Source organism: Rhodococcus sp. 05-2256-B1 (assembly GCF_002258465.1).
GTDB classification, from domain to species: domain Bacteria; phylum Actinomycetota; class Actinomycetes; order Mycobacteriales; family Mycobacteriaceae; genus Rhodococcoides; species Rhodococcoides fascians.
The window spans coordinates 125,458-146,150 of the sequence record NZ_NOZA01000011.1 but is presented as its reverse complement, the minus strand read 5'-3'; the positions used below and the strand labels follow the sequence as shown (position 1 = coordinate 146,150).

Here is a 20,693-nt window from a genome sequence, read left to right as displayed (position 1 = left end):
CACGACGCGTCAGCGCGCGGCGTTCGAGGCCCGACGCGTCTCGACGGCCGCCGCGAGAGTGGCCAATTGCGTTGCCGTCGTGTCCCAGTCGAGGCATGCATCGGTGATGGACTGGCCGTACACGAGCTCGTCGCGGTGGCCGAGCTCGAGGTCCTGACGCCCCGCGACGAGGAAGCTCTCGAGCATCAGCCCGACAATTCCGTGCTCGCCGGCCGCGACCCTGGTGGCCACGTCGGTGACGACGTCCACCTGCTTGTTGTGATCCTTACGGCTGTTGCCGTGGCTGGCATCGATGACAACTCGCTCCGGCAACCCCGACTTACGCAGGCGGGCAACGGTATCGGCCACGGACTCGGCGTCGTAGTTCGGTCCGTCGACGCCGCCGCGCAGAATGACGTGGCAATCGGGGTTTCCGACGGTCCTGATCAAAGCCGCCTTGCCGTCGAGATCGGTTCCGGGGAAGACGTGGCTCGCCGCGGCGGCGCGGGTTCCGTCCACGGCGACCTGAATGTCACCTTCGGTCGAGTTCTTGATGCCCACCGGCATCGACAAGGCGCTGCACAGCTGCCGGTGCACCTGACTGGCTGCGGTCCGTGCTCCGATGGCACCGTAGCTGACCAGGTCCGCAATGTACTGCGGGGTGATCGGGTCGAGGAATTCGCAGCCGACGGGCAGGCCGAGCGCCGAGATGTCCAGCAGCAGCTGGCGTCCCACTCGAAGACCTTCGTTGATGTCGAAGCTGCCGTCGAGGTGCGGATCGTTGATCAGACCCTTCCAGCCGAGCGTCGTCCGCGGCTTCTCGAAGTAGACCCGCATGACGATGTGCAGTCGATCGCCCAACTCGGCTGCCGTGGCGGCGAGGCGTCGGGCGTAGTCGAGGGCAGCGTCGGTGTCGTGCACCGAACACGGGCCGACCACGACGATCAGTCGGTCGTCACGGCCGTCGAGAATGTCGACGACACCGGAGCGTCCGGTACGAACACTCGCCGAGATCGCGTCGTCCACCGCGTGCTCGCGGCGTACGACCGACGGCGCGACCAGCGGACTGATGCTGATCGTGCGCTGATCGTCGAGTGACGGGGTGTCGAGGGAGAGCGTCATGAGAGGGTTTCCTGTTCCCAGGCCGGCTCCGCATGCTCCACGCGCACTTCGAGCCGGTCTGTATCCGGCTCGTGGGGTGGAGGGTCAGCGCATGGCGTCGCTGGCTGACCCACCCGGGGCCGGCCTGCTAAACCAGAAATACGTGCGCTGCATGAAGAGCACCGTAACAGACTCTCCCGTGATGCATCTATGCTCGTCCCTGCAGTCGGTTCGCCAGGTGGTCATGAGGAGCCCCGAAGTTCACCTCGGCGTCGAGCGGTGCGTGCAGTCACGGCGCATCGCGAGAGGGAACCCGGTGAGAATCCGGGACTGTCCCGCAGCGGTATGCAGGAACGACCGCCGTCATCACGCACTGAAGAAGCCTCTTCGGGAAGCGACGGCCAGTAGGAGTGGGCTCTTCGTCCGCGCGCCTGCAAGTCCGAATACCTGCCCTCTGTGCTGTGCACGCCGTGTGCAGCGGTTCACCGCCTCGTGGAATGGGCGCGTAAGCCTGGTACGGCTGTGGTCAGGGCTCACCGGGATCTGCGCGCCCGTGAAGACGGTGCACCACCCACGTGTAGTCACCCTGGAGATCAACTGTGAACAACGATTTCACTGCCACCGTGCTCGGTTCGGCTCGCATCGGACCCAACCGAGAACTGAAGAAAGCCGTCGAATCCTATTGGGCCGGAAAGCTCGACGCCGAGACCCTCGAATCGGTCGCGAAGAATCTTCGCGAGAACGACTGGCGCACACTCGCAGCCGGGCTCGATTCCGTTCCCGTGAACACCTTTTCGTACTACGACCAGATGCTCGACACTGCGGCCCTCCTCGGAGCGTTGCCACCGCGAGTCGAGGCGGTCGAAGGTAAACTCGATCGGTACTTCGCCGCCGCCCGCGGCACCGAGACCATCGTCCCGCTCGAAATGACCAAATGGTTCGACACCAATTACCACTACCTCGTGCCCGAGATCTCGCCGGAGACCACGTTCTCCCTGCACCCGGACAAGGTGCTCGGCGAGGTGAACGAGGCTCGTGCACTCGGGATCCCGGCACGTCCGGTGATCATCGGACCGGTCACCTTCCTGTTGCTGTCCAAGTCCGTCGGCTCCTCCGATTCGCTGCTGGGACGGGTGGACGAACTGATACCGCTTTACGACCGTCTGCTCGAACTCCTCGCCGCAGCCGGAGCCGAGTGGGTCCAGATCGACGAACCGGCGCTGGTGCGCGATCTCGACGACGAGACCGTCGCAGCGGCGACCCGATGCTTCGAGCAACTCGCAGCCTCGCAGACCCGCCCGGCCATTCTGCTGGCGTCCTACTTCGGCGACCTGGGCGACGCGCTGCCCGCAGTGGCGTCCACCGGGATCGAGGGCCTGGCCGTCGATCTGACCGTTCCTGGTGTGGCCGAGCAACTTGCAGCTACTCGCGCTACCTCGACGATGCTCGTCGTGGCCGGCGTCGTCGACGGACGCAATGTCTGGCGCACCGATCTCGACGCCGCGCTCGAGACACTGTACGAGGTCGGCAGACATGCGCGCGCAGTGGCGGTGTCGTCGTCGTGCTCGCTGCTCCACGTTCCCTATTCGTTGGACGCCGAACCTCAGCTCGAACCGACACTGCGGTCGTGGCTGGCGTTCGGGAACGAGAAGATCACCGAGGTCTCGGTGCTCGCGCGCGCACTCCAGGGCGGAACAGCCGGGGAAACCGATCGATTCGTGTCGGACCGATTCGAGTCGGCCCGCGCGGCTCTGGATTCGCGGAGACACGATGCACGGCTGCACGATCCGGCAATCCGTACGCGCGTGACCAGCGCTGCCGGCCGTGACCGCAGCCCAGGAGACGTCCGCCGCGTCGTGCAGTCCGAGCATCTCTCGCTCCCTGTTCTGCCGACGACGACCATCGGCTCCTTCCCACAGACGAGCACGATCCGCCGCGCGCGGGCGGCGCTGCGCAGCGGAATCGTCGACGAGGCGGAGTACGTGCGGCAGATGCGCGCGGAGATCGCCGATGTCGTTGCACTGCAGGAGCGTCTGGGGTTGGACGTGCTCGTCCACGGCGAGCCCGAACGAAACGACATGGTGCAGTACTTCGCCGAGCAACTCGACGGATTCGTCGTGACCGCCAACGGCTGGGTGCAGTCGTACGGGTCACGGTGCGTGCGACCACCGATCCTGTACGGCGACGTCTCGCGCCCGGCACCGATGACGGTGGAGTGGGCGACGTACGCGCAGTCACTGACCGACAAACCGGTCAAGGGCATGCTGACCGGTCCGGTGACCATTCTCGCGTGGTCGTTCGTCCGAGACGACATCCCGGCGGCCGAGTCGGCAGCTCAGATCGCCTCGGCGATTCGAGACGAGACGATCGACCTGGAGTCGGCGGGGATCCGCATCGTCCAGGTGGACGAGCCCGCGCTCCGCGAACTGCTACCGCTGCGCTCGGAAGACACTGCAGCGTATCTGGATTGGGCCGTCCGCTCGTTCCGGATCGCGACGTCCGGCGTCGACGACGCGACACAGATCCACACGCACCTGTGCTACTCCGAGTTCGGTGAGGTCATCGACGCCATCGTCGCCCTCGACGCCGACGTGACGTCCATCGAGGCCGCACGCTCGCGCATGGAGGTGCTCGACGACCTCACTGCGGTCGGCTTCGCACTCGACGTGGGACCCGGTGTCTACGACATCCATTCGCCGCGAGTTCCGACGGTCGCCGAGATCACCGAGTCGCTCCGCGCAGCGGCCGAGGCAGTTCCCCTCGAACGGCTCTGGGTCAATCCGGACTGCGGACTGAAGACACGGGGCCCGGCCGAGGTCGAGCAGTCGTTGAGAAACATGGTGCTGGCCGCGGCAGCGCTGCGCTGACCCCATGTGAGCGGAACTTCGACCCCTGCTACGAAGTTCCGCTCACGTGGTCGCCAGGCTAGGGTTACCTATCCATGCCCGCTCGGTGAAAGAGATCGAAGTGAAACGTCTGCTCGTCGTTACTGCCCTCGTCGCAGTCGCAGCTCTGACCACCGTCGCGTGCGGCGACAGCGGCGGGCAGACACCGAGCACCGCCACCCCTCCCACCTCCAGCACCGACGCGGCATCGGACGCACCGGGCCCCACCGGCATTCCCGACGGCATGGGTTCGGGTGCCGCCGACGGCGAGTTCCCGCGCACCGTCGGGCATTTCGGCGGATCCACCGACATCCCCGCCGAGCCGAAGAAGATCGTGGTGATCGCCACCGGCCAGCTCGACGCCGCATTGACCCTGGGCGTGATCCCCACCGGTGCCGCCTACGGCGACGGAGCCGATCTGGTGCCCGACTACATCAGCTTCTCGTTCCCCCAGTACGCGGACCAACTGACGCAGATGGCAGATCTGGGCAACCGCCAGAGCGTCGACATCGAGGCCGTCGCCGCCGCCGAACCCGACCTCATCCTGGCCAACAAGACCGGCTCGGAAGACATCTACGCGACGCTGTCGGCCATCGCGCCGACCGTATTGACCGAGGGCACCGGCGTGAACTGGAAGCAGGACTTCCTTCTTCTCGCGGATGCACTGGGACGCACCGAGCAGGCGCAAGGGTTCCTGGACACATTCGCGTCCGACGCTCGCGCACTGGGTGATTCGGTCTCCAACGGCGGCGGATCCGGGGGCGCTCCGACGGTGTCGTTCGTCCGCTTCACCGCAGACCGGGCACGCGCGTTCGGCGTCGCGTCGTTCGCTGGATTCATCGCCTCGGACGCCGGTCTGGCGCGCCCGCCCAGCCAGCAATTCGACAAGACCTCGCAGGACTTCAGCGAGGAAGAGATCCAGTTGGCGAACGCCGATTGGGTATTCGTCTCCAGCCAGGACGCGGGAGCCGATTCGAGCGCTGCGTCGTACACCACCAATCCATTGTGGACCGGGATGAGCGCGGCAACACAGAACCACATCGTGCGCGTCGACGACGACCCGTGGTACCTCAACGCCGGCCCCACGGCGGCGACCATCGTGCTCGACGGCCTGAAAAACGCTCTGCAGAGCTGACCCCCATGTGAGTGACGGAGCCTGATTGGTCGTTCCGCAGGCTCCACTCCCGACTCGTAGCAGGCTACGAAGTTCCACTCACATAGGGCGGATAGGTTGCGCACAACTTAACCGTGCGCTACCGTTCTTCTCGTGACCAACGAACTCGCACTCGATCGTCAGGTGTGCTTCGCGCTGTACTCCGCTTCGCGGGCTACCACCGCGGTGTACCGCCCGATGCTCGACGAGCTCGGAGTCACATACCCGCAGTACCTGGTTCTGTTGGTGCTGTGGGAGAAGGACGGGCGCGGCGTCAAGGACATCTGTGCCGAACTCGATCTCGACACCGGCACGCTCTCGCCGATGCTCAAGCGACTCGAAGGGCTCGGCTTCATCGAGCGTCGACGCCTGAGCAGCGACGAGCGCCGCGTCGAGATCCATCTCACCGACACCGGAAGCGCCTTACGCGCTGAGGCACTCGACCTCCCCCGCAAGCTGGCCGAGAAGACCGGCATGGGAGTCGACGATCTCGTCAGGCTCAAGGAATCGCTCGACGCATTGACGAGCGCTCTCCATCACACCGATTCGCGCACGACAGAAGGAGAATCATGAAGACCATCTACACCGCAGAGGCACTCGCCACCGGCGAAGGCCGTAACGGCCACGCCCGCACCTCCGACGGACGTCTCGACCTCGATCTCGCCATCCCGGAGGCCATGGGCGGCAGCGGAAACGGCACCAACCCCGAGCAGCTGTTCGCAGCCGGCTACGCCGCGTGCTTCCACTCCGCACTGCAGATGGTGGCGCGTCAGGACAAGGCCGACGTCACCGACTCGGCCGTCGGCGCTCGTGTCGACATCGGCCCCAACGACGCAGGCGGCTTCCAGCTCGCAGTCACCCTCGAGGTGACTCTGCCGAACCTGAGCCGCGAGAACGCACAGGCACTGGCCGACAAGGCACATCAGGTCTGCCCGTACTCCAACGCCACCCGCGGCAACATCGACGTCACCGTCACCGTCACCGAAGACGAGTAAGAGGAAACACCATGAAGGCACACGAAATTCACCTCGCGTCCCGCCCAGAAGGCTGGCCGACCGAAGACAACTTTCGCGCGGAGGTCGTCGACCTTCCCGAACTGCAGGACGGGCAGATCCTCGTTCGCAACATCGTGATGTCGGTCGATCCGTACATGCGTGGCCGGATGAACGACGTGAAGTCGTACGTCCCGCCGTTCCAGCTCGATGCGCCGCTCGACGGCGGTGCCGTCGGCGAGGTCGTCGAATCCAAGGCCGACGGTTTCGCAGTCGGCGACGCTGTTGTGCACGGCAAGGGATGGCGCGATCTCGCCATCGTCCCGGCACAGGGAGCCAGCAAGGTCGACCTCGGCGCAGCAAAGGCATCGGCATACCTGAGCGCACTCGGAATGACCGGCACCACAGCGTATGCGGGCCTGACGGCCGTGGCGTCGTTCCAGAAGGGCGACGTCGTGTTCGTCTCCGGCGCCGCCGGAGCCGTCGGCTCGCTCGTCGGACAGATCGCCAAGGCGCTCGGCGCATCTCGCGTCATCGGTAGCGCCGGATCCCCCGCCAAGGTTGCGCGCTTGCTCGAGCTCGGATTCGACGCGGCATTCGACTACCACGACGGCCCTGTCGCCGAACAGCTCCGACAGGCAGCTCCCGACGGCATCGACGTGTACTTCGACAACGTCGGCGGTGACCATCTCGAAGCTGCTATCGGGTCGATGAACAAGCACGGCCGAATTGCCATGTGCGGAGCCATCGCTCAGTACAACTCGACCGAACCGACCCCGGCCCCGCGCAACCTCGCCCTCGCCATCGGCAAGGAGCTGACGTTGAAGGGATTCATCGTCGGTTCGTACGCGCACCTCACCGAGGAATTCCGCGCGAAGATGACGGATTGGCTCGCCAGCGGCGCAATCGAATTCGACGAAACGATCGTCGAAGGCCTCGACAATGCTCCGGCCGCCTTCATCGGACTGATGAAGGGCGAGAACACCGGCAAGATGGTCGTCACCATCTAGGTCGGGCCGGCACGGCGCGTCACCGCAGTCCACACCCCGGTCGGGAATTCCGACCGGGGTGTTTCCATGCGTGTACCGATTACAGTCGTTGCATGCCTGCCGCCCCACTTCCGTTGCGCGACGGCCTCGACCCCACCAGGGTGCGGATGCCCGACGTCGCGACCGGCGCAACGGTGCTCGAATATCTGTGTGCCCGCTTCCCGCAGGATGCGGCCAGGCTGACCGAGAAGGTGTCCGGCGGGGAGGTCGTCGATGCAGCGGGCGTACCGATCGACCCGTCGACGATCGCCGGCCCGCGTGCGGACATCTACCTCTACCGCGACCCACCGGTGGAATCGGCCGTGCCGTTCTCCCTCGATGTGCTGCACCGCGACGAGAACCTGCTCGTGGTGGACAAGCCGCACTTCCTCGCCACGACGCCGCGAGGCGCGTACATCGCACGCTCGGCGTTGGTTCTGCTGCGACGACAATTCGATCTCCCCGAGTTGAGCCCTGCTCACCGACTGGATCGACTCACCGCGGGTGTCCTGGTGTTCACCGTGCAGCGGCAGGCGCGCCGGCCGTATCAGGAGATGTTCGCTCAGCGCACGGTCACCAAGCAGTACGAGGCAATTGCCCCACTGTCCCAGAATGTCGACTTCCCACTGACAGTGCACAGTCGAATCGTCAAGGAACGCGGCGTTCTTCAGGCACGGGAGGTACCGGGCGAGCCCAATGCCGAGACACGCATCGAACTGGTCGACACTCTCGGGTCGTACGGTCGATATCGGCTGCACCCGCGCACGGGGAAGACGCATCAACTTCGGGTTCATCTGTGCTCGTTGGGAATCCCGATCATGGGCGACAGCTTCTATCCGTCGTTCCGCGAGGTCGCCGACGACGACTACTCCGATCCGCTCCGCCTACTGGCTCGCTCCATCGAGTTCGTCGATCCGCTCAGCGGCGTGGTTCGACGGTTCGAGAGCAATCGGAGTCTCGATCCTCCTGCAGCGCAACCGATTCCGTAGTACCGGCTATTTCGTCGGCTCGGACGGTGATGCGGTGCGAGATGACCGCGAGCGCGAACAGACCGACCGCTACATTTCCCAGCGCAGCGAACCCCTCCTGGGCGAAATCCACGAGCGCGTTGAGCAACGTGAACACCAGTGCGGACACGCGGAGAGTGCGCAACGGCCACACGGGACCGTCCGTTCGCAACCGCAGCATCGCCGGCAGCGCCGTGGCGAAAGTGATGCAGGCACTGACGAACAGGATGCCGCTGGCGATGCCCATCCTGTCGACGTCGATCGTCAGGTCTCGGCGATCGATGAGCAGGTCACCCAGGACGAGCTCGACGATCCCGAACACGACTCCCGCCCCGGAGATCAGGACCAGTCCCCAGCCGACGACGGGAACCCAACGGGGACTGGTGAAGAACGCGGGAATCAGCCGTGGAACGAACTGGCGCATCGAGTGGGTACGCGATGTCGACCGGCGGCAGGTGCCGAGCAACAATCTGATTCCGGCTACGGTGTCCGGGTCGGCTCCGTCCGACTCCGCTCGCGCAACCATCCGCAGCGCCCAGTCGCGCCGATGCTCGGGAAGACCGTGCGCGACGCCATCCGCGGCGATCGCGGCCGCATTCGCCAGCGACTCGTCCCGCGACGGCCTGCGGAACTCCCGCACGATCCTGCTGAACACCAACAGCAGCACCACCAGGACGTACATGATCTCCGACGACGGGCCGTAGAAGTAATCGTTGTCCTTGGTGACGAACTTGCCGACCTCGTCGAGAAACAACCCGAACCCGATTCCGCCGAGCACCACGGTGAAGACCCGAACGCCGAACCCGATGAACATCCACCCGATCAGCAGAGCCAGCATCATCGCCGCCCCGCCGTACAGAGCGTGCGCGATGTGCAGCGACTTGCCACCGACCTGCGGGTAGTGCGTGAGCTCCAAATACGCCCTGGTGACCAGAATCGTGGCAATGGCCACCACCATGAAGGCCTCGGACGCGGAGCTGCCGTAGGCATCGCGGACCACGCCGGTACGTTGCGGGTGCCCCGGACGAGCGATCATGAACCGAGTATGAGCTTCCCGCCGTCGCCGCCGGGCTGTTTTCGCCTCTGCATTCCCGCGCGCCGCATGGGGACAACTTGACAAATTCGTTTGCCGAAACTGCAATGGATCGATGACGGACGCAGAAACCACCCTCGACGAGCTCATTGCCGGCCTCGGCCCCCGCCTCAAGCGCATCCGAATGGAGAAGAACACCACCCTCGCCGCACTGTCCGAGACCACCGGCATCTCGATCAGCACGCTCTCGCGGCTCGAATCCGGTGACCGCAAACCCAGTCTCGAATTACTGTGGCCGATCGCGCGAGCGCATCAGATGGCACTCGACGATCTGGTGACGACTCCCCCCGTCGCCGATCCCCGAGTACGCACCACAGCCACGGTGCGCGAGAACGTCACCATCCTTCCGCTGACGCTCCGCCCCGGCGGACTGCAGGCCTTCAAACTGCTGATTCGTCCGGACGACAAGGAGCCGCGCCCACGAGTGCACGAAGGATACGAGTGGTTCTACGTTCTCGACGGCACCCTGAGACTTATTCTCGGCGAACACGATCTGACGATGAAGGCCGGTGAGGCCGCCGAATTCGACACCCGGGTACCGCACTGGTTCGGCGCTGTCGGCAACCGACCGGTCGAGCTGCTGAGCCTGTTCGGACCTCAGGGCGAGCGCATGCACGTCCGCGCGAAACCGACTGTATGAAAAGTCATGTCGGTGTGAGACAGTGAAGCCCGCTCGACCCAGAATCCACTCGGTCATCCGCACCGACAACACCATCTCGAGGAAAAAGATGACCGACAGACTGCCCGATTCACCCGCCTCTCGTACCGACGTCGACATCGCGACCGGAGTGCTCATCGGGATCCACGGCGGCTCGGTGGCCGACGCCATCGACGAGTTGTTCACCACGGCGAAGAATCACCGGGTAAGTCTGTTCGAGCTCTCCCGCACGCTGATCACTGTCGCCGAGGGGCGCGACGTGGAGCAGTCCACGACAACGGACGCGGTGTACTCGGTGTGGGGTTCGGCGCTGGGCCGGCGTGGAGCCGAGACCACGTTCGGCTTGGTCACCGGTTCCGCCGCAGTCTGATTCGGGCGGTCGCTATCCGCGGACTGCCGGGTCGGTCCGCAGTTCCGGGAATCGAGCCGTCATCGCGTCGATGTGCCGATACATCTCGTAGAGCTCGGTGCGGAGAGTGGATGCCTCGGACTCGAATTGCCTCGCGCGAGATTCGGCACGATCGGCGCGAGCCCGAAATGCTTTGGATTGCGCAATTTCGATGGCCGCCGAACACGTCCGAATGTGTTCGGCCAGTCCTCGCGCGAACACTCTCGCCTGGGCAAGATTGACGTCGTAATTGTCGTCGCGCGGTGACGGTGCGCCGTTCGCTGTGCCCATGAAATGAAGTCGCCCTCGGTCGTCGGCCTCGATATCCTCCGACGAACTCTACGCTCGGATTCGAGCGACCCGTTCGAGAACCGCCCCTCCGAGAATCGCCATCACCCGAAGACGAGTGCCAACACCACCGACGCAGAGGTGGCAACGATGGCAAGGACAATGGTTGCTGCGATCGCACGTTGCCGGACGGTGCGGTAACCAGACGTCTTCAACCCGTCGTCGGCATCGTCCTCGTCGGCGGTACGCGCGGCATAGAAGTCGTCGGAGTCGACTCCGTCCTCGTCGAAATACACGACATCGCGCGGTGGGATCCAGCTCTGCCCATTGGCTGCGATTGCGGCTCCCAGTCGCTCCAGGCGCATCTGAGCCCGCACCGGATACCAATCCGAGGGCGCATGGATGGGGAGGGCTCGGGCGAGCATCAGCGGCGACCGGTACTGCTTCTGCAGTGCCGCGAACGCAGCCGACGCCGTCGGATCGTCGTCGGCCTTGTCGGTCAGAAACCACACGGCACCGGCCGCCGCACGATCACCGAGAAGGAGATACGTGTACGCGAGCAATTCCAGAACCGCAGGCGACGACGGGTTGCGGGGCAAGGCGTCGAGGAGCCCGTCTCGTGCGGCGTTGGTGTCTCCACGTGCGAGATCGGCTTGCGCGCGAGCGATCACATCCACCTGTCGAGCCTAACGTTGCAATCGAGCGCCGTCACGGGACAGTGGGTACTCCGCATACGACAAAGCCCCTCCCGACCGAAGTCGAAAGGGGCTTTGCAGTGCTTGTCGATCACAACCGTGGTGGCCAGGGCCGGGATCGAACCGGCGACCTTCCGCTTTTCAGGCGGACGCTCGTACCAACTGAGCTACCTGGCCGGGCGGCACCGGTGAAACAATGCCATCGCAATGCCGGTGCTTTCACACCGATTCTGCGACCCTGACGGGACTCGAACCCGCGACCTCCGCCGTGACAGGGCGGCGCGCTAACCAACTGCGCCACAGGGCCTTGCTGTTGTTGCCGCGCTATTTCTAGCGCACCAACTCTCCGAACTGCAAATCTGCCTCTCGCCGGAGCGAGATGAAGAATGCTGTACTGCACATCGGATTGTCAATCCGATGTTTTCCTGCGTACCCCCTACGGGATTCGAACCCGCGCTACCGCCTTGAAAGGGCGGCGTCCTAGGCCGCTAGACGAAGGGGGCCCGCCGAATTGCTTCGACGCTACCCTCAACGGCGTTCCGTTGGGAGCTGGGATAGCTTAGGACACTTTCGCTGTAAATCTCAAACCGGCAGGTCAGAGGCAGTTTTTGCCTCGTTTTCGCCGAACTGCTCCCACCCGTGGAGTTCGAACTCGGCCAACCAACTATCCGACGCCATGGCAAGGAGCACGATCTCGACGGACTCCTCGAACCGCTCGCGTAGATCTGCGTTGTCGGCCACCAGATCCGACATGTAACGCTGACCCGCCATCGACGCGGCGAGTACCCGCACGAACTTGGCCGCGTCGAACTGCGGCTTGAGGTCTCCCATCGCCAGCGCCCGCTCGGCCTGCGCGTACCCCTGAGCGCCCCACACCCGGCCACCACCGGAGTGCACCTCCGCGTAGAACTCGGGCTCGACGATCAGCCGGAATTCTGCACGCACGATCACATCGTTCTGAAAGTTCTGCGCGATGTCGTCGACGATTCCCTTGATGACGTAAAAGGGATGCGCGGTCGAATCCGCCCATTTCTCGGAGATTGCGACATAACGGTCGAGTCCGGCCGCGAGCACCGCTCGGGCCAGGTCTTCCTTGGACTGGAAATGGAAGTACATCGCCCCCTTGGTGGCGTTCGATCCTTCCAAGATGGTGTTGACGGACGCAGCCGCATATCCGCGCTTGGCGAATTCCGCCGCCGCTGCCTCGACGATTGCCGCCCGGGTCCGCCGTGCGCGCTCCTGTTGTGCCATTTACTCCGTGCCTCCGAGCCCAAGCGCCCTGCATATCCACAGGTAGTACAAGTAGAGAGTACTTCACCCGAACGACACGCGACTCGACTCACCTGCGGTCCGCTACGACGCGTGCAGCCGACAGAAAATTCGGTTGGGTAACTGAAACAAGCCGAATGGTATTGTTCACCCGGCTCGAGTGCGCTGCAGGGGGTGCGCACTCGAGCCGCTCACGTACGTCCGCTCGGGCCAGGTCGGCACCGCCGTTCGAGCCACAACGCCGATACCGAGCATGCGTACGAACTCCGCCGAATGGCCGCCGGTCTCCCAGATCCGGAAAGCAGTTGAATATCGAATTACATTCTGCACGAGCATCTCTCGAGGCACCGTCGTTTGCACCGCTCCTTAGCGCATGAAAACTGTTGCTGATCAATCGAATACGGCAAACCCGCTCCGTGGGGTCACCAAAAGCACTGTCTCATAATCGATATCAGCGGCGAAACGGTAACGGTTTCGACACATTCTCGGAATAGCCGAAGGCGTACACCACCTCGGGCATAGCGTGATGCGCATCACACATGTTGCTTCGGCCGATCGGGGACGGGTGCACGCCATGAATCTATCGATCCGCGTATGTCGTTCGATGACAGTACTACTCGTGTCGTCGGCCTTGACGTTGTCGACGGCGCACACCGTCGCCGCCGACCCACTGACGAACTTCCTCGATCCCGTCGCCGATCCCGCCCTCTACCTGCCGACCCCACTCGGCGAGCCGTTCTTCGACCCGCCGGCAGGATTCGAGGAGCTCCCGCCCGGATCGGTTCTCGGCACCCGACGCGTGAGCGTGGGGCCGCTGTTCACCCCGGTCACATCGACCCAGATCCTCTACCGCACAAGCGATTCCAAAGACCGACCCGTCGCAGCGGCAACGACCGTCATCGTGCCCGACGCGCCCTGGGCCGGTCCCGGCACGCGTCCCGTCGTCGCGTACAACATGGCCATCAACTCACTGGGTAACACCTGTGCACCGTCGTGGACCCTGCCCCGAGGTATTGCCCGCGAGATTCCAGCGGTGCAGGCGTTCCTCGCCAAGAACTATGCAGTGGTCGTCACCGATCACGAGGGTCCGCGGCAGGCGTACGCGGCCGGGCGCATGGCCGGCCATGCGGTGCTCGACGCGTTGCGCGCGATGGTGCGCCTCCCCGAACTCGGGTTGCCCGCGTCCTCCCCGATTGCCGTCACAGGCTATTCGGGCGGCGCGATCGCCACCGGATGGGCCGCTCAACTCGCCCCGTCGTACGCGCCGGAGGTCAATCTGGTGGGCGCGGCCTTCGGCGGTCCACCGACCGACTACCGGATTCTGCTGACGTCGATGAACGGCAACGTCGCGTCGACGCTGTTCCTGTCCGCAGCGCTCGGAGTTGCCCGCGAGTATCCCGAGATGTTCTCCCTGATGAACGCCAACGGACTGCGTCTGGCGACCGTGGCCAAAGATCTCTGCATCACACTGCTCGCTCCCGGCGGACTGGTGGCACCGATACCGGCCCAGGCCCTCTCGGACGTGCCGAACGTCGACCGGACCGAGATCGCCGAACGCATCATCGCCGCGACCCGGATGGGCGGTGATCTCGCCCCCACCGTGCCCACGATGATCTACCAGGGCCGTCAGGAATTCTGGATTCCCCGGGAAGGTGCGGAGACGCTGTACGACGAGTGGTGCGCACACGGTGCCGACGTACGCCTCGAGGAGTACTTCGGTGAACACCTCGTCGTCGCGATCAGTGGCATTCCCGGTGCGTACTCCTGGATCGACGACCGCCTGGCCGGTATCCCCGTGCCGCAAGGCTGCAGCAGTTTCGGGCGCTGACCCCCGAAACGCGGCACCGGGGGTGCATGACCGACACGGCTGCACTGCCCATTACACTTTCGATCCGCGCCCCTATAGCTCAGTTGGTAGAGCTACGGACTTTTAATCCGCAGGTCGTAGGTTCGAGTCCTACTGGGGGCACCACACACCCTTCCGCCGAACTGCATTCGGCGGCACCCGGTCCGTACACTCGGGGTAACGATCGGCCCGTCCGCAGCGACGTGCAGGGAGAACTGCAGCAGTCGCGAAGATCCCCACATCGGCCGATGTCGGTCGTCACGACTGCTCGAACAGCAAGTGAACAGCCGCGACACGGTTCACACCGAACCTACGGTGCCGTAAGCTGGACCGGTCGTACGCAATCTATGGAGGCGATCTAATGGCGAGGGATCTGACACAGCTCGAGCTTCTGCAAGAGCTGGTGCCCACTGCCGAGGACAACGTGAACCGTCACATTTCGATGGCGCGCGAATGGCATCCCCACGACTACGTGCCGTGGGACGAAGGCCGCAACTTCGCCACGCTCGGCGGCAAGGACTACGACCCGGAGCAGTCCAAGCTCTCCGACGTCGCGCAGGCCGCGATGATCACCAACCTGCTCACCGAGGACAACCTGCCGTCCTACCACCGTGAGATCGCCGAGAACTTCTCCCAGGACGGTGCCTGGGGAACGTGGGTCGGCCGCTGGACCGCCGAAGAGAACCGCCACGGCATCGTCATGCGCGACTACCTCGTCGTCACCCGCGGCGTCGATCCCGTCGCCCTCGAAGAAGCCCGCATGATCCACATGACCAACGGCTTCGCCTCGCCCGCAGGTTCGCAGACCGGATTGCTCCACTCGGTGGCGTACGTGACATTCCAGGAACTCGCGACCCGCGTCTCGCACCGCAACACCGGCAAGGTCTGTGACGACCCGATCGCCGACCGCATGCTCCAGCGCATCGCCGCCGACGAGAACCTGCACATGATCTTCTACCGCAACATCACCGGCGCAGCGATGGACATCGCACCCGACCAGACCCTCGACGCGGTCTCCGACATCGTGACGAACTTCGTCATGCCCGGTGCCGGCATGCCGAACTTCCGCCGCAACGGTGTGCTGATGGCCAAGCACGGCATCTACGACCTGCGCCAACACCTCGAAGACGTCGTCTGGCCCGTCCTGCGCAAGTGGAGCGTCTTCGAGCGCAACGACTTCACCGCACGCGGTGAGAACAAGCGCGAAGAACTCGCCGCGTTCCTCGAAGACCTCGAACGTCAGGCCACCAAGTTCGAGGAGATGCGAGACCGCTCGCTGGCCCGCGAACGCGCCAAGGCCGAAGCACGCGCGTCCTGAGTTTCGATCGACTGGTGTGCCCGGTACCGACTTCGGTGCCGGGCACCGCCTTTTCTCCTGAAAGTTCTCCCTTCGTTCCAAAGGCTTGTTTTCCATGACATTGCAGATCGGCTCCCTGGAGTTGCGCAGCCCCGTCGTCCTCGCACCGATGGCAGGCGTCACCAATGTGGCGTTCCGCACGTTGTGCCGCGAACAGGAACTCGAGCGCGCGGGCAGCACGTCCGGTCTGTACGTCTGCGAGATGGTCACCGCACGTGCTCTCGTCGAACGGCAACCCGCCACGATGCACATGACGACGTTCGGGCCCACCGAAACTCCCCGGTCCTTGCAGCTCTACACGGTCGATCCCGACACCACGTACGCCGCGGCGAAAATGATCGTCGACGACAACTTGGCCGATCACATCGACATGAACTTCGGCTGCCCGGTCCCGAAAGTCACCCGCAAGGGCGGCGGTGCCGCATTGCCGTACAAGCGAAACCTGTTCGGCCGCATCGTCGCTGCGGCGGTCAAGGCCACCGAGGGCACCGACATCCCCGTCACGGTCAAGTTCCGTGTCGGAATCGACGAGAACCATCACACCCATCTCGATGCCGGCCGGATCGCCGCCGACGAGGGTGCAGCGGCCGTGGCGTTGCACGCCCGCACCGCCTCCCAGCGTTACTCCGGCACCGCCGACTGGAACGAGATCGCTCGACTCAAGGAGCACGTCACCGGGATTCCCGTCCTGGGTAACGGCGATATTTTCTCGGCGTCCGACGCCGTCCGCATGATGGCGGAAACCGGATGCGACGGCGTCGTCGTCGGACGTGGCTGCCTCGGTCGTCCGTGGCTGTTCGCCGAGCTCAGTGCCCGCCTGAACGGGCGGCCAGAGCCGACGCCGCCGACCCTGGGTGAGGTCGCCACCATCATCGCGCGCCATGCCGAGTTGCTCGCGCAGCACCACGGTGAGGGCAAAGGCCTGCGAGAGTTGCGTAAGCACGTGTCCTGGTACCTGCGCGGCTTTCCCGCCGGCTCGGATCTTCGGGTGTCGATGGCATTGGTGTCGACCCTCGCCGAACTGGACGACCTTCTGGCGCAACTGGATCCGACCGTTCCGTTTCCCAAGGACGCCGAGGGTCCCCGCGGCCGGCAGGGCTCGCCCGGTGCAGTGTCGCTGCCCGACGGATGGCTCGACGATCCGGAGGACCTGTGTGTCCCCACCGGTGCAGATCTGATGCATTCCGGCGGCTGATCGACCCCCTCACCAGGGCCCGTCTCGCACGAAGTGGACCGCGCCGCTCGAGTCAGTACTATGGCTTGGATTGCCGAGTAGACGGCACATGCGTGTGATGGAAGGCCAGGTTCGAATTCGTGGGAGACGATCGAGAGTCGGGCCCGTCTGTGCCCGAGGGTCGCGCCCCATGGGAGCGCCCGCTGTCCTCAATCGGACGAACCGGCGCAGGCGGACGTTCCGGACAACGTCCCCCTCGGTCCGACGACCCCGCCACACCCGACCCCGCTGCTTCGGAACCCGACTCGACAGAATCCGATTCTCCGCCGAAGCCGGGTGACAGCGGCCGACTCGGTAAACGCTCCCCACGCAATGCGGACACGGTGTCGGTCGCCGAGCTGGTCGACAAGATGTCTCGGTCGGGAGCGACCCGACGTGATCCCCCCGAACGGCCGGACGTCGAAGAGCCCACCGAGGTCATCTCACCGATCACCGACTCCACTCCCCCGCCGGCTCGGGCGAACCGTCCGATGCCCACCCCGCCACCGCACGCTGCCCCCGAACCCGTCGGCGCACCCGCCGCCGACCGGCCGGCGCTGACGCGTCTGGCGATGAGCCGGGTACGGCGACGACGACGAATACGGATGATCGGCCGAAGCCTGGTCTCGATCGTCGCCATCCTCGCCGTGGCACTCACCGGAGTGGTGTGGGGCTATCTACGCAACACCGATCAGGGATTCCTCCAAGTCGCCGCGCTCGACCCCGATTCGACGGACGTCGTCGACGCCGCAGGCCAGTACGGAGACGAGACCTATCTGATAGTCGGCACCGATACGCGCGCCGGTGCCAGCGGGCAGGTGGGCGCAGGAACCGTCGCCGATGCCGAGGGGTCGCGCTCGGACACCGTCATGCTCGTCAACATTCCGGCCGACCGCAGCCGCGTCGTCGCCGTGTCGTTCCCACGCGACCTGGACGTGACCCGACCCGAGTGCGAGCAGTTCGACAACGTCACCAATACCTACACCGGTGAGATGTTCCCGGAGGCGTACGGCGACAAGCTGAACGCCACCTACGCCCTCGGCGGCCCGAAATGCCTGGTCAAGACCATTCAGAAGATCTCAGGACTGCGGATCGGACACTTCGTCGGCATGGACTTCGCCGGGTTCGAGTCCATGGTCGACGAGGTCGGCGGTGTCGAGGTGTGTACCGCGCAGCCTCTCGTCGACTACGAACTCGGAGACGTGCTCCCCAACGCCGGCACCCAACGCATCGACGGCCGCACCGCACTGAACTACGTCCGGGCACGCAACATCGAATCGGAGGGCAACGGCGACTACGGCCGCATCAAGCGCCAGCAGCGTTTCCTGTCGTCACTGTTGCGATCGGCGTTGTCGAACAAGGTTCTTCTCGACCCGGGCAAGCTGAACGGATTCGTCAACGCGTTCACCTCCGACACCTTCGTCGAGAACGTCAAGACCCAGGACCTGGTGACGCTCGGCCGTTCGTTGCAGAACGTCGACGCCGGCGCGGTGACCTTCCTGACCATACCCACCACCGGAACCAACGACTACGGCAACGAGATCCCCAACGAGGACGCGATCGGTGCCATCTTCCAGGCGATCATCGACGACCTGCCCCTGCCCGGCGAAGAACGGGCGGAACCGGTGACGCCGGAACCGACCCCGCCGCCCGCCGCCCCCGACGCCCCGCTGCTGGCCGTCGATCCTGGCACCGTGTCGCTGCAGGTGTCGAACGCATCGGACATCGCGGGAATGGCGCAGACCGCATCCGATCAGCTGGCGACGTACGGGTTCCAGATCCTCACGGTCGGCAACTTCTCCGGCTCCGCCGCTCAGACCGTCGTGCGGTACTCCCAGGATCAGGAAGCCGCTGCGGCGACGGTGGCGTCGGCGATACCCGGCGCTGCGATCGAACTGGCTCCGAGCCTGAACAACGTCGTGGAGGTGGTCCTCGGTTCCAACTACCCGGGCTACACCCAGTACCCGGCCGACGTCGGTGCGCAGATCGACCCCACGCAGGTGGAGGGAACGACCGAAAGTGCACAGTTGCCCGAGGATCTGTCGTTCACCAACGCGGCCGACGACACGTGCGCCTGACTCCATTCATTCCCCGTTAACCCTCGGGACAGAGAACTGGTCGGTGTGACCTACTAAACTGCGCTCATGCGCGTCGCCTACAACGAACAGATGAACGAGCTCGCCGATCTCCTCGGAGAAATGGCGAGCCTGGCTGGTGCGGCCATGGAAAAGGCCACGCAGTCTCTCCTCCAAGCAGACCTTGTTCTCGCCGAGCAGGTCATTTCCGAGCACGACAAGATCACCGAGCTCAGCGCGATCTGCGAGGAGAAGGCATTCACACTTCTTGCGCTGCAGGCTCCGGTCGCGGGCGATCTCCGTTCGGTGGTGGCCGGCATCCAGATCGTCGCCGATATCGACCGGATGGGCGCACTCGCACTCCACGTCGCCAAGATCACCCGTCGCCGGCACCCGAACCACGCCCTCCCCGAGGTCGTCAACGGATACTTCGCCGAGATGGGACGCCTCGCCGTGCAGATCGGTGCGTCGGCCCGCGAGGTGCTCGAGACCCGCGATCCCGAGCGCGCTGCGAAGCTGCAGGAAGAGGACGAGGCGATGGACGACCTGCACCGTCACCTCTTCACGGTGCTGATGGACCGTGAGTGGAGCCACGGCGTCGCCGCCGCAGTGGACGTGACCCTGCTGGGCCGCTTCTACGAACGCTTCGCCGATCACGCCGTCGAGGTCGGCCGCCGAGTCATCTTCCTCGTCACCGGCCAGCTTCCCGCCGACCTCCACCAGCAGAACATTCCCAGCTCGTAGCACCCACTTCGTTCGAGGTCGAGTAGCGCTGCGCGACAACGCTACTCGATCTCGACCCCAGGGCAGGCGCACAAAGAAGAACCCCCGTCGAGCTTTCGCTCGGCGGGGGTTCTCTGTGCGGTGTGCGGTTATCCGAAGCGGCCGGAGATGTAGTCCTCCGTGGCCTTCTGCGTCGGATTGGAGAAGATCTTCTCGGTGTCGTCGATCTCGATCAGCTTGCCGGGCTTGCCCGTTGCCTCGAGGTTGAAGAAGCCGGTCTGATCGCTCACGCGCGCGGCCTGCTGCATGTTGTGCGTGACGATGACGATTGTGAAGTCCTGCTTGAGTTCCTGAATCAGGTCCTCGATCGCCAGTGTCGAGATGGGGTCCAGGGCCGAGCACGGCTCGTCCATCAGCAACACGTCGGGAGAGACGGCAATGGCGCGGGCGATGCACAGACGCTGCTGCTGACCACCGGAGAGTCCGCCACCGGGCTTGTCGAGGCGATCCTTGACCTCGGTCCACAGGTTGGCACCCTTGAGCGAGCGCTCAGCGATCTCGTCGAGTTCCTTCTTGCCGCGGCCACCCTGCAGCTTCAGCCCGGCGACGACGTTGTCCTTGATCGACATGGTCGGGAACGGGTTGGGTCGCTGGAAGACCATGCCGATGGTGCGTCGCACACCGACGGGGTCGACGCCACTGCCGTAGATGTCCTCGCCGTCGAGCAGCACCGAACCTTCGACGCGAGCGCCGGGCGTGACCTCGTGCATACGGTTGAGCGAACGCAGGACGGTCGACTTACCGCAGCCGGACGGTCCGATGAACGCGGTGACGCTGCGCGGCGGGACTGCCAGAGTGACGTCGGAGACGGCATGGAATTTGCCGTAGTAGATGTTGACGTCCTTGAGATCGAGACGCTTTGCCATGTTCTGATTCCTTAGGA

Annotated in this window: 19 protein-coding genes, 4 tRNA genes and 1 riboswitch; of the genes, 14 read left to right on the top strand and 9 right to left on the bottom strand. The window is 64.8% G+C overall.

Annotation, left to right across the window (positions count from 1 at the left end; translation table 11 throughout):
• Positions 1 to 9 precede the first annotated feature (9 nt).
• A complete protein-coding gene (locus CH285_RS02610) occupies positions 10 to 1,101 on the bottom strand; it encodes a 3-deoxy-7-phosphoheptulonate synthase (protein WP_032365876.1) in 1,092 nt (363 codons plus the stop codon).
• Between the two features lie 238 nt (positions 1,102 to 1,339).
• Positions 1,340 to 1,549: riboswitch (cobalamin riboswitch) on the top strand.
• Between the two features lie 130 nt (positions 1,550 to 1,679).
• Here CH285_RS02610 and metE point away from each other — a divergent pair.
• The 6 genes from metE (at position 1,680) to CH285_RS02580 (ending at position 8,127) form a co-directional block, all read left to right on the top strand.
• Positions 1,680 to 3,947, top strand: coding sequence for a 5-methyltetrahydropteroyltriglutamate--homocysteine S-methyltransferase (gene metE / locus CH285_RS02605; protein WP_094644448.1), 2,268 nt, complete (start codon positions 1,680 to 1,682; stop codon positions 3,945 to 3,947).
• A 100-nt stretch (positions 3,948 to 4,047) separates the two neighbouring features.
• Positions 4,048 to 5,100 carry an ABC transporter substrate-binding protein gene (locus tag CH285_RS02600; RefSeq protein WP_094644447.1) on the top strand — a complete coding sequence of 351 codons (1,053 nt, stop codon included), beginning with the start codon at positions 4,048 to 4,050 and terminating at the stop codon, positions 5,098 to 5,100.
• Between the two features lie 132 nt (positions 5,101 to 5,232).
• Positions 5,233 to 5,691 carry a MarR family winged helix-turn-helix transcriptional regulator gene (locus CH285_RS02595; RefSeq protein WP_094644446.1) on the top strand — a complete coding sequence of 153 codons (459 nt, stop codon included), beginning with the start codon at positions 5,233 to 5,235 and terminating at the stop codon, positions 5,689 to 5,691.
• A complete protein-coding gene (locus CH285_RS02590; protein ID WP_027495882.1) occupies positions 5,688 to 6,113 on the top strand; it encodes an organic hydroperoxide resistance protein in 426 nt (141 codons plus the stop codon). Before CH285_RS02595 ends, CH285_RS02590 begins: the two co-directional genes overlap by 4 nt.
• A gap of 11 nt (positions 6,114 to 6,124) precedes the next feature.
• The gene (locus tag CH285_RS02585; RefSeq protein WP_032371322.1) at positions 6,125 to 7,120 is read left to right on the top strand and encodes an NADP-dependent oxidoreductase; all 996 of its coding nucleotides are present in this window, start codon (positions 6,125 to 6,127) and stop codon (positions 7,118 to 7,120) included.
• 92 nt (positions 7,121 to 7,212) lie between these two features.
• Complete coding sequence (locus CH285_RS02580) at positions 7,213 to 8,127, top strand: pseudouridine synthase (protein ID WP_032390751.1); 915 nt, start codon at positions 7,213 to 7,215, stop codon at positions 8,125 to 8,127.
• Here the strand turns inward: CH285_RS02580 and CH285_RS02575 are convergent.
• Positions 8,057 to 9,181: a hypothetical protein gene (locus CH285_RS02575; protein ID WP_230593516.1), complete on the bottom strand. Its 1,125-nt coding sequence runs from the start codon at positions 9,179 to 9,181 to the stop codon at positions 8,057 to 8,059. The two genes, CH285_RS02580 and CH285_RS02575, sit on opposite strands and share 71 nt — an antisense overlap.
• Positions 9,182 to 9,293: 112 nt before the next feature.
• Between CH285_RS02575 and CH285_RS02570 the strand changes: the two genes are divergently transcribed.
• Both CH285_RS02570 and CH285_RS02565 read left to right on the top strand, forming a co-directional pair.
• Positions 9,294 to 9,878, top strand: a complete 585-nt coding sequence (locus CH285_RS02570) for a helix-turn-helix domain-containing protein (RefSeq protein ID WP_027495879.1) — start codon at positions 9,294 to 9,296, stop codon at positions 9,876 to 9,878.
• Between the two features lie 88 nt (positions 9,879 to 9,966).
• Complete coding sequence (locus CH285_RS02565; protein WP_045842143.1) at positions 9,967 to 10,266, top strand: ANTAR domain-containing protein; 300 nt, start codon at positions 9,967 to 9,969, stop codon at positions 10,264 to 10,266.
• Positions 10,267 to 10,278: 12 nt separating this feature from the next.
• Here the strand turns inward: CH285_RS02565 and CH285_RS02560 are convergent, their stop codons facing one another.
• From CH285_RS02560 to CH285_RS02535, 6 genes are all read right to left on the bottom strand, one after another.
• Positions 10,279 to 10,575: a hypothetical protein gene (locus CH285_RS02560; protein WP_032365867.1), complete on the bottom strand. Its 297-nt coding sequence runs from the start codon at positions 10,573 to 10,575 to the stop codon at positions 10,279 to 10,281.
• 101 nt (positions 10,576 to 10,676) lie between these two features.
• Positions 10,677 to 11,249, bottom strand: a complete 573-nt coding sequence (locus CH285_RS02555) for a DUF6584 family protein (RefSeq protein ID WP_032371325.1) — start codon at positions 11,247 to 11,249, stop codon at positions 10,677 to 10,679.
• Positions 11,250 to 11,367: 118 nt separating this feature from the next.
• Positions 11,368 to 11,444: transfer RNA gene (locus CH285_RS02550), tRNA-Phe, on the bottom strand.
• A 56-nt stretch (positions 11,445 to 11,500) separates the two neighbouring features.
• Positions 11,501 to 11,574: transfer RNA gene (locus CH285_RS02545), tRNA-Asp, on the bottom strand.
• A 123-nt stretch (positions 11,575 to 11,697) separates the two neighbouring features.
• Positions 11,698 to 11,770, bottom strand: a tRNA-Glu gene (locus CH285_RS02540).
• A gap of 79 nt (positions 11,771 to 11,849) precedes the next feature.
• Complete coding sequence (locus tag CH285_RS02535) at positions 11,850 to 12,518, bottom strand: TetR/AcrR family transcriptional regulator (RefSeq protein ID WP_027495877.1); 669 nt, start codon at positions 12,516 to 12,518, stop codon at positions 11,850 to 11,852.
• Positions 12,519 to 13,140: 622 nt separating this feature from the next.
• On the opposite strand from CH285_RS02535, the gene CH285_RS02525 reads away from it, so the two are divergent.
• The 6 genes from CH285_RS02525 (at position 13,141) to phoU (ending at position 19,771) form a co-directional block, all read left to right on the top strand.
• A complete protein-coding gene (locus CH285_RS02525; RefSeq protein ID WP_255032200.1) occupies positions 13,141 to 14,364 on the top strand; it encodes a lipase family protein in 1,224 nt (407 codons plus the stop codon).
• A 68-nt stretch (positions 14,365 to 14,432) separates the two neighbouring features.
• Positions 14,433 to 14,508: transfer RNA gene (locus CH285_RS02520), tRNA-Lys, on the top strand.
• Between the two features lie 235 nt (positions 14,509 to 14,743).
• A complete protein-coding gene (locus tag CH285_RS02515) occupies positions 14,744 to 15,700 on the top strand; it encodes an acyl-ACP desaturase (protein WP_094660247.1) in 957 nt (318 codons plus the stop codon).
• Positions 15,701 to 15,794: 94 nt separating this feature from the next.
• On the top strand, positions 15,795 to 16,934 hold the full coding sequence (gene dusB, locus CH285_RS02510) for a tRNA dihydrouridine synthase DusB (RefSeq protein ID WP_032367515.1): 1,140 nt from the start codon (positions 15,795 to 15,797) through the stop codon (positions 16,932 to 16,934).
• A 119-nt stretch (positions 16,935 to 17,053) separates the two neighbouring features.
• Positions 17,054 to 19,030: an LCP family protein gene (locus CH285_RS02505; protein ID WP_032390728.1), complete on the top strand. Its 1,977-nt coding sequence runs from the start codon at positions 17,054 to 17,056 to the stop codon at positions 19,028 to 19,030.
• Between the two features lie 66 nt (positions 19,031 to 19,096).
• Positions 19,097 to 19,771, top strand: coding sequence for a phosphate signaling complex protein PhoU (gene phoU, locus CH285_RS02500; protein WP_027495872.1), 675 nt, complete (start codon positions 19,097 to 19,099; stop codon positions 19,769 to 19,771).
• Positions 19,772 to 19,899: 128 nt separating this feature from the next.
• Here the strand turns inward: phoU and pstB are convergent, their stop codons facing one another.
• Complete coding sequence (gene pstB, locus CH285_RS02495; protein WP_027495871.1) at positions 19,900 to 20,676, bottom strand: phosphate ABC transporter ATP-binding protein PstB; 777 nt, start codon at positions 20,674 to 20,676, stop codon at positions 19,900 to 19,902.
• Positions 20,677 to 20,693 lie beyond the last annotated feature (17 nt).

Bases quoted from the DNA above. Each gene is read 5' to 3' on its own strand.
- CH285_RS02610 (WP_032365876.1), bottom strand. From the start codon at position 1,101: ATGACGCTCTCCCTCGACACCCCGTCACTCGACGATCAGCGCACGATC.
- CH285_RS02590 (WP_027495882.1), top strand. From the start codon at position 5,688: ATGAAGACCATCTACACCGCAGAGGCACTCGCCACCGGCGAAGGCCGT.
- CH285_RS02585 (WP_032371322.1), top strand. From the start codon at position 6,125: ATGAAGGCACACGAAATTCACCTCGCGTCCCGCCCAGAAGGCTGGCCG.
- CH285_RS02580 (WP_032390751.1), top strand. From the start codon at position 7,213: ATGCCTGCCGCCCCACTTCCGTTGCGCGACGGCCTCGACCCCACCAGG.
- CH285_RS02575 (WP_230593516.1), bottom strand. From the start codon at position 9,181: ATGATCGCTCGTCCGGGGCACCCGCAACGTACCGGCGTGGTCCGCGAT.
- CH285_RS02570 (WP_027495879.1), top strand. From the start codon at position 9,294: ATGACGGACGCAGAAACCACCCTCGACGAGCTCATTGCCGGCCTCGGC.
- CH285_RS02565 (WP_045842143.1), top strand. From the start codon at position 9,967: ATGACCGACAGACTGCCCGATTCACCCGCCTCTCGTACCGACGTCGAC.
- CH285_RS02560 (WP_032365867.1), bottom strand. From the start codon at position 10,575: ATGGGCACAGCGAACGGCGCACCGTCACCGCGCGACGACAATTACGAC.
- CH285_RS02535 (WP_027495877.1), bottom strand. From the start codon at position 12,518: ATGGCACAACAGGAGCGCGCACGGCGGACCCGGGCGGCAATCGTCGAG.
- CH285_RS02525 (WP_255032200.1), top strand. From the start codon at position 13,141: ATGACAGTACTACTCGTGTCGTCGGCCTTGACGTTGTCGACGGCGCAC.
- CH285_RS02515 (WP_094660247.1), top strand. From the start codon at position 14,744: ATGGCGAGGGATCTGACACAGCTCGAGCTTCTGCAAGAGCTGGTGCCC.
- dusB (WP_032367515.1), top strand. From the start codon at position 15,795: ATGACATTGCAGATCGGCTCCCTGGAGTTGCGCAGCCCCGTCGTCCTC.
- phoU (WP_027495872.1), top strand. From the start codon at position 19,097: ATGCGCGTCGCCTACAACGAACAGATGAACGAGCTCGCCGATCTCCTC.
- pstB (WP_027495871.1), bottom strand. From the start codon at position 20,676: ATGGCAAAGCGTCTCGATCTCAAGGACGTCAACATCTACTACGGCAAA.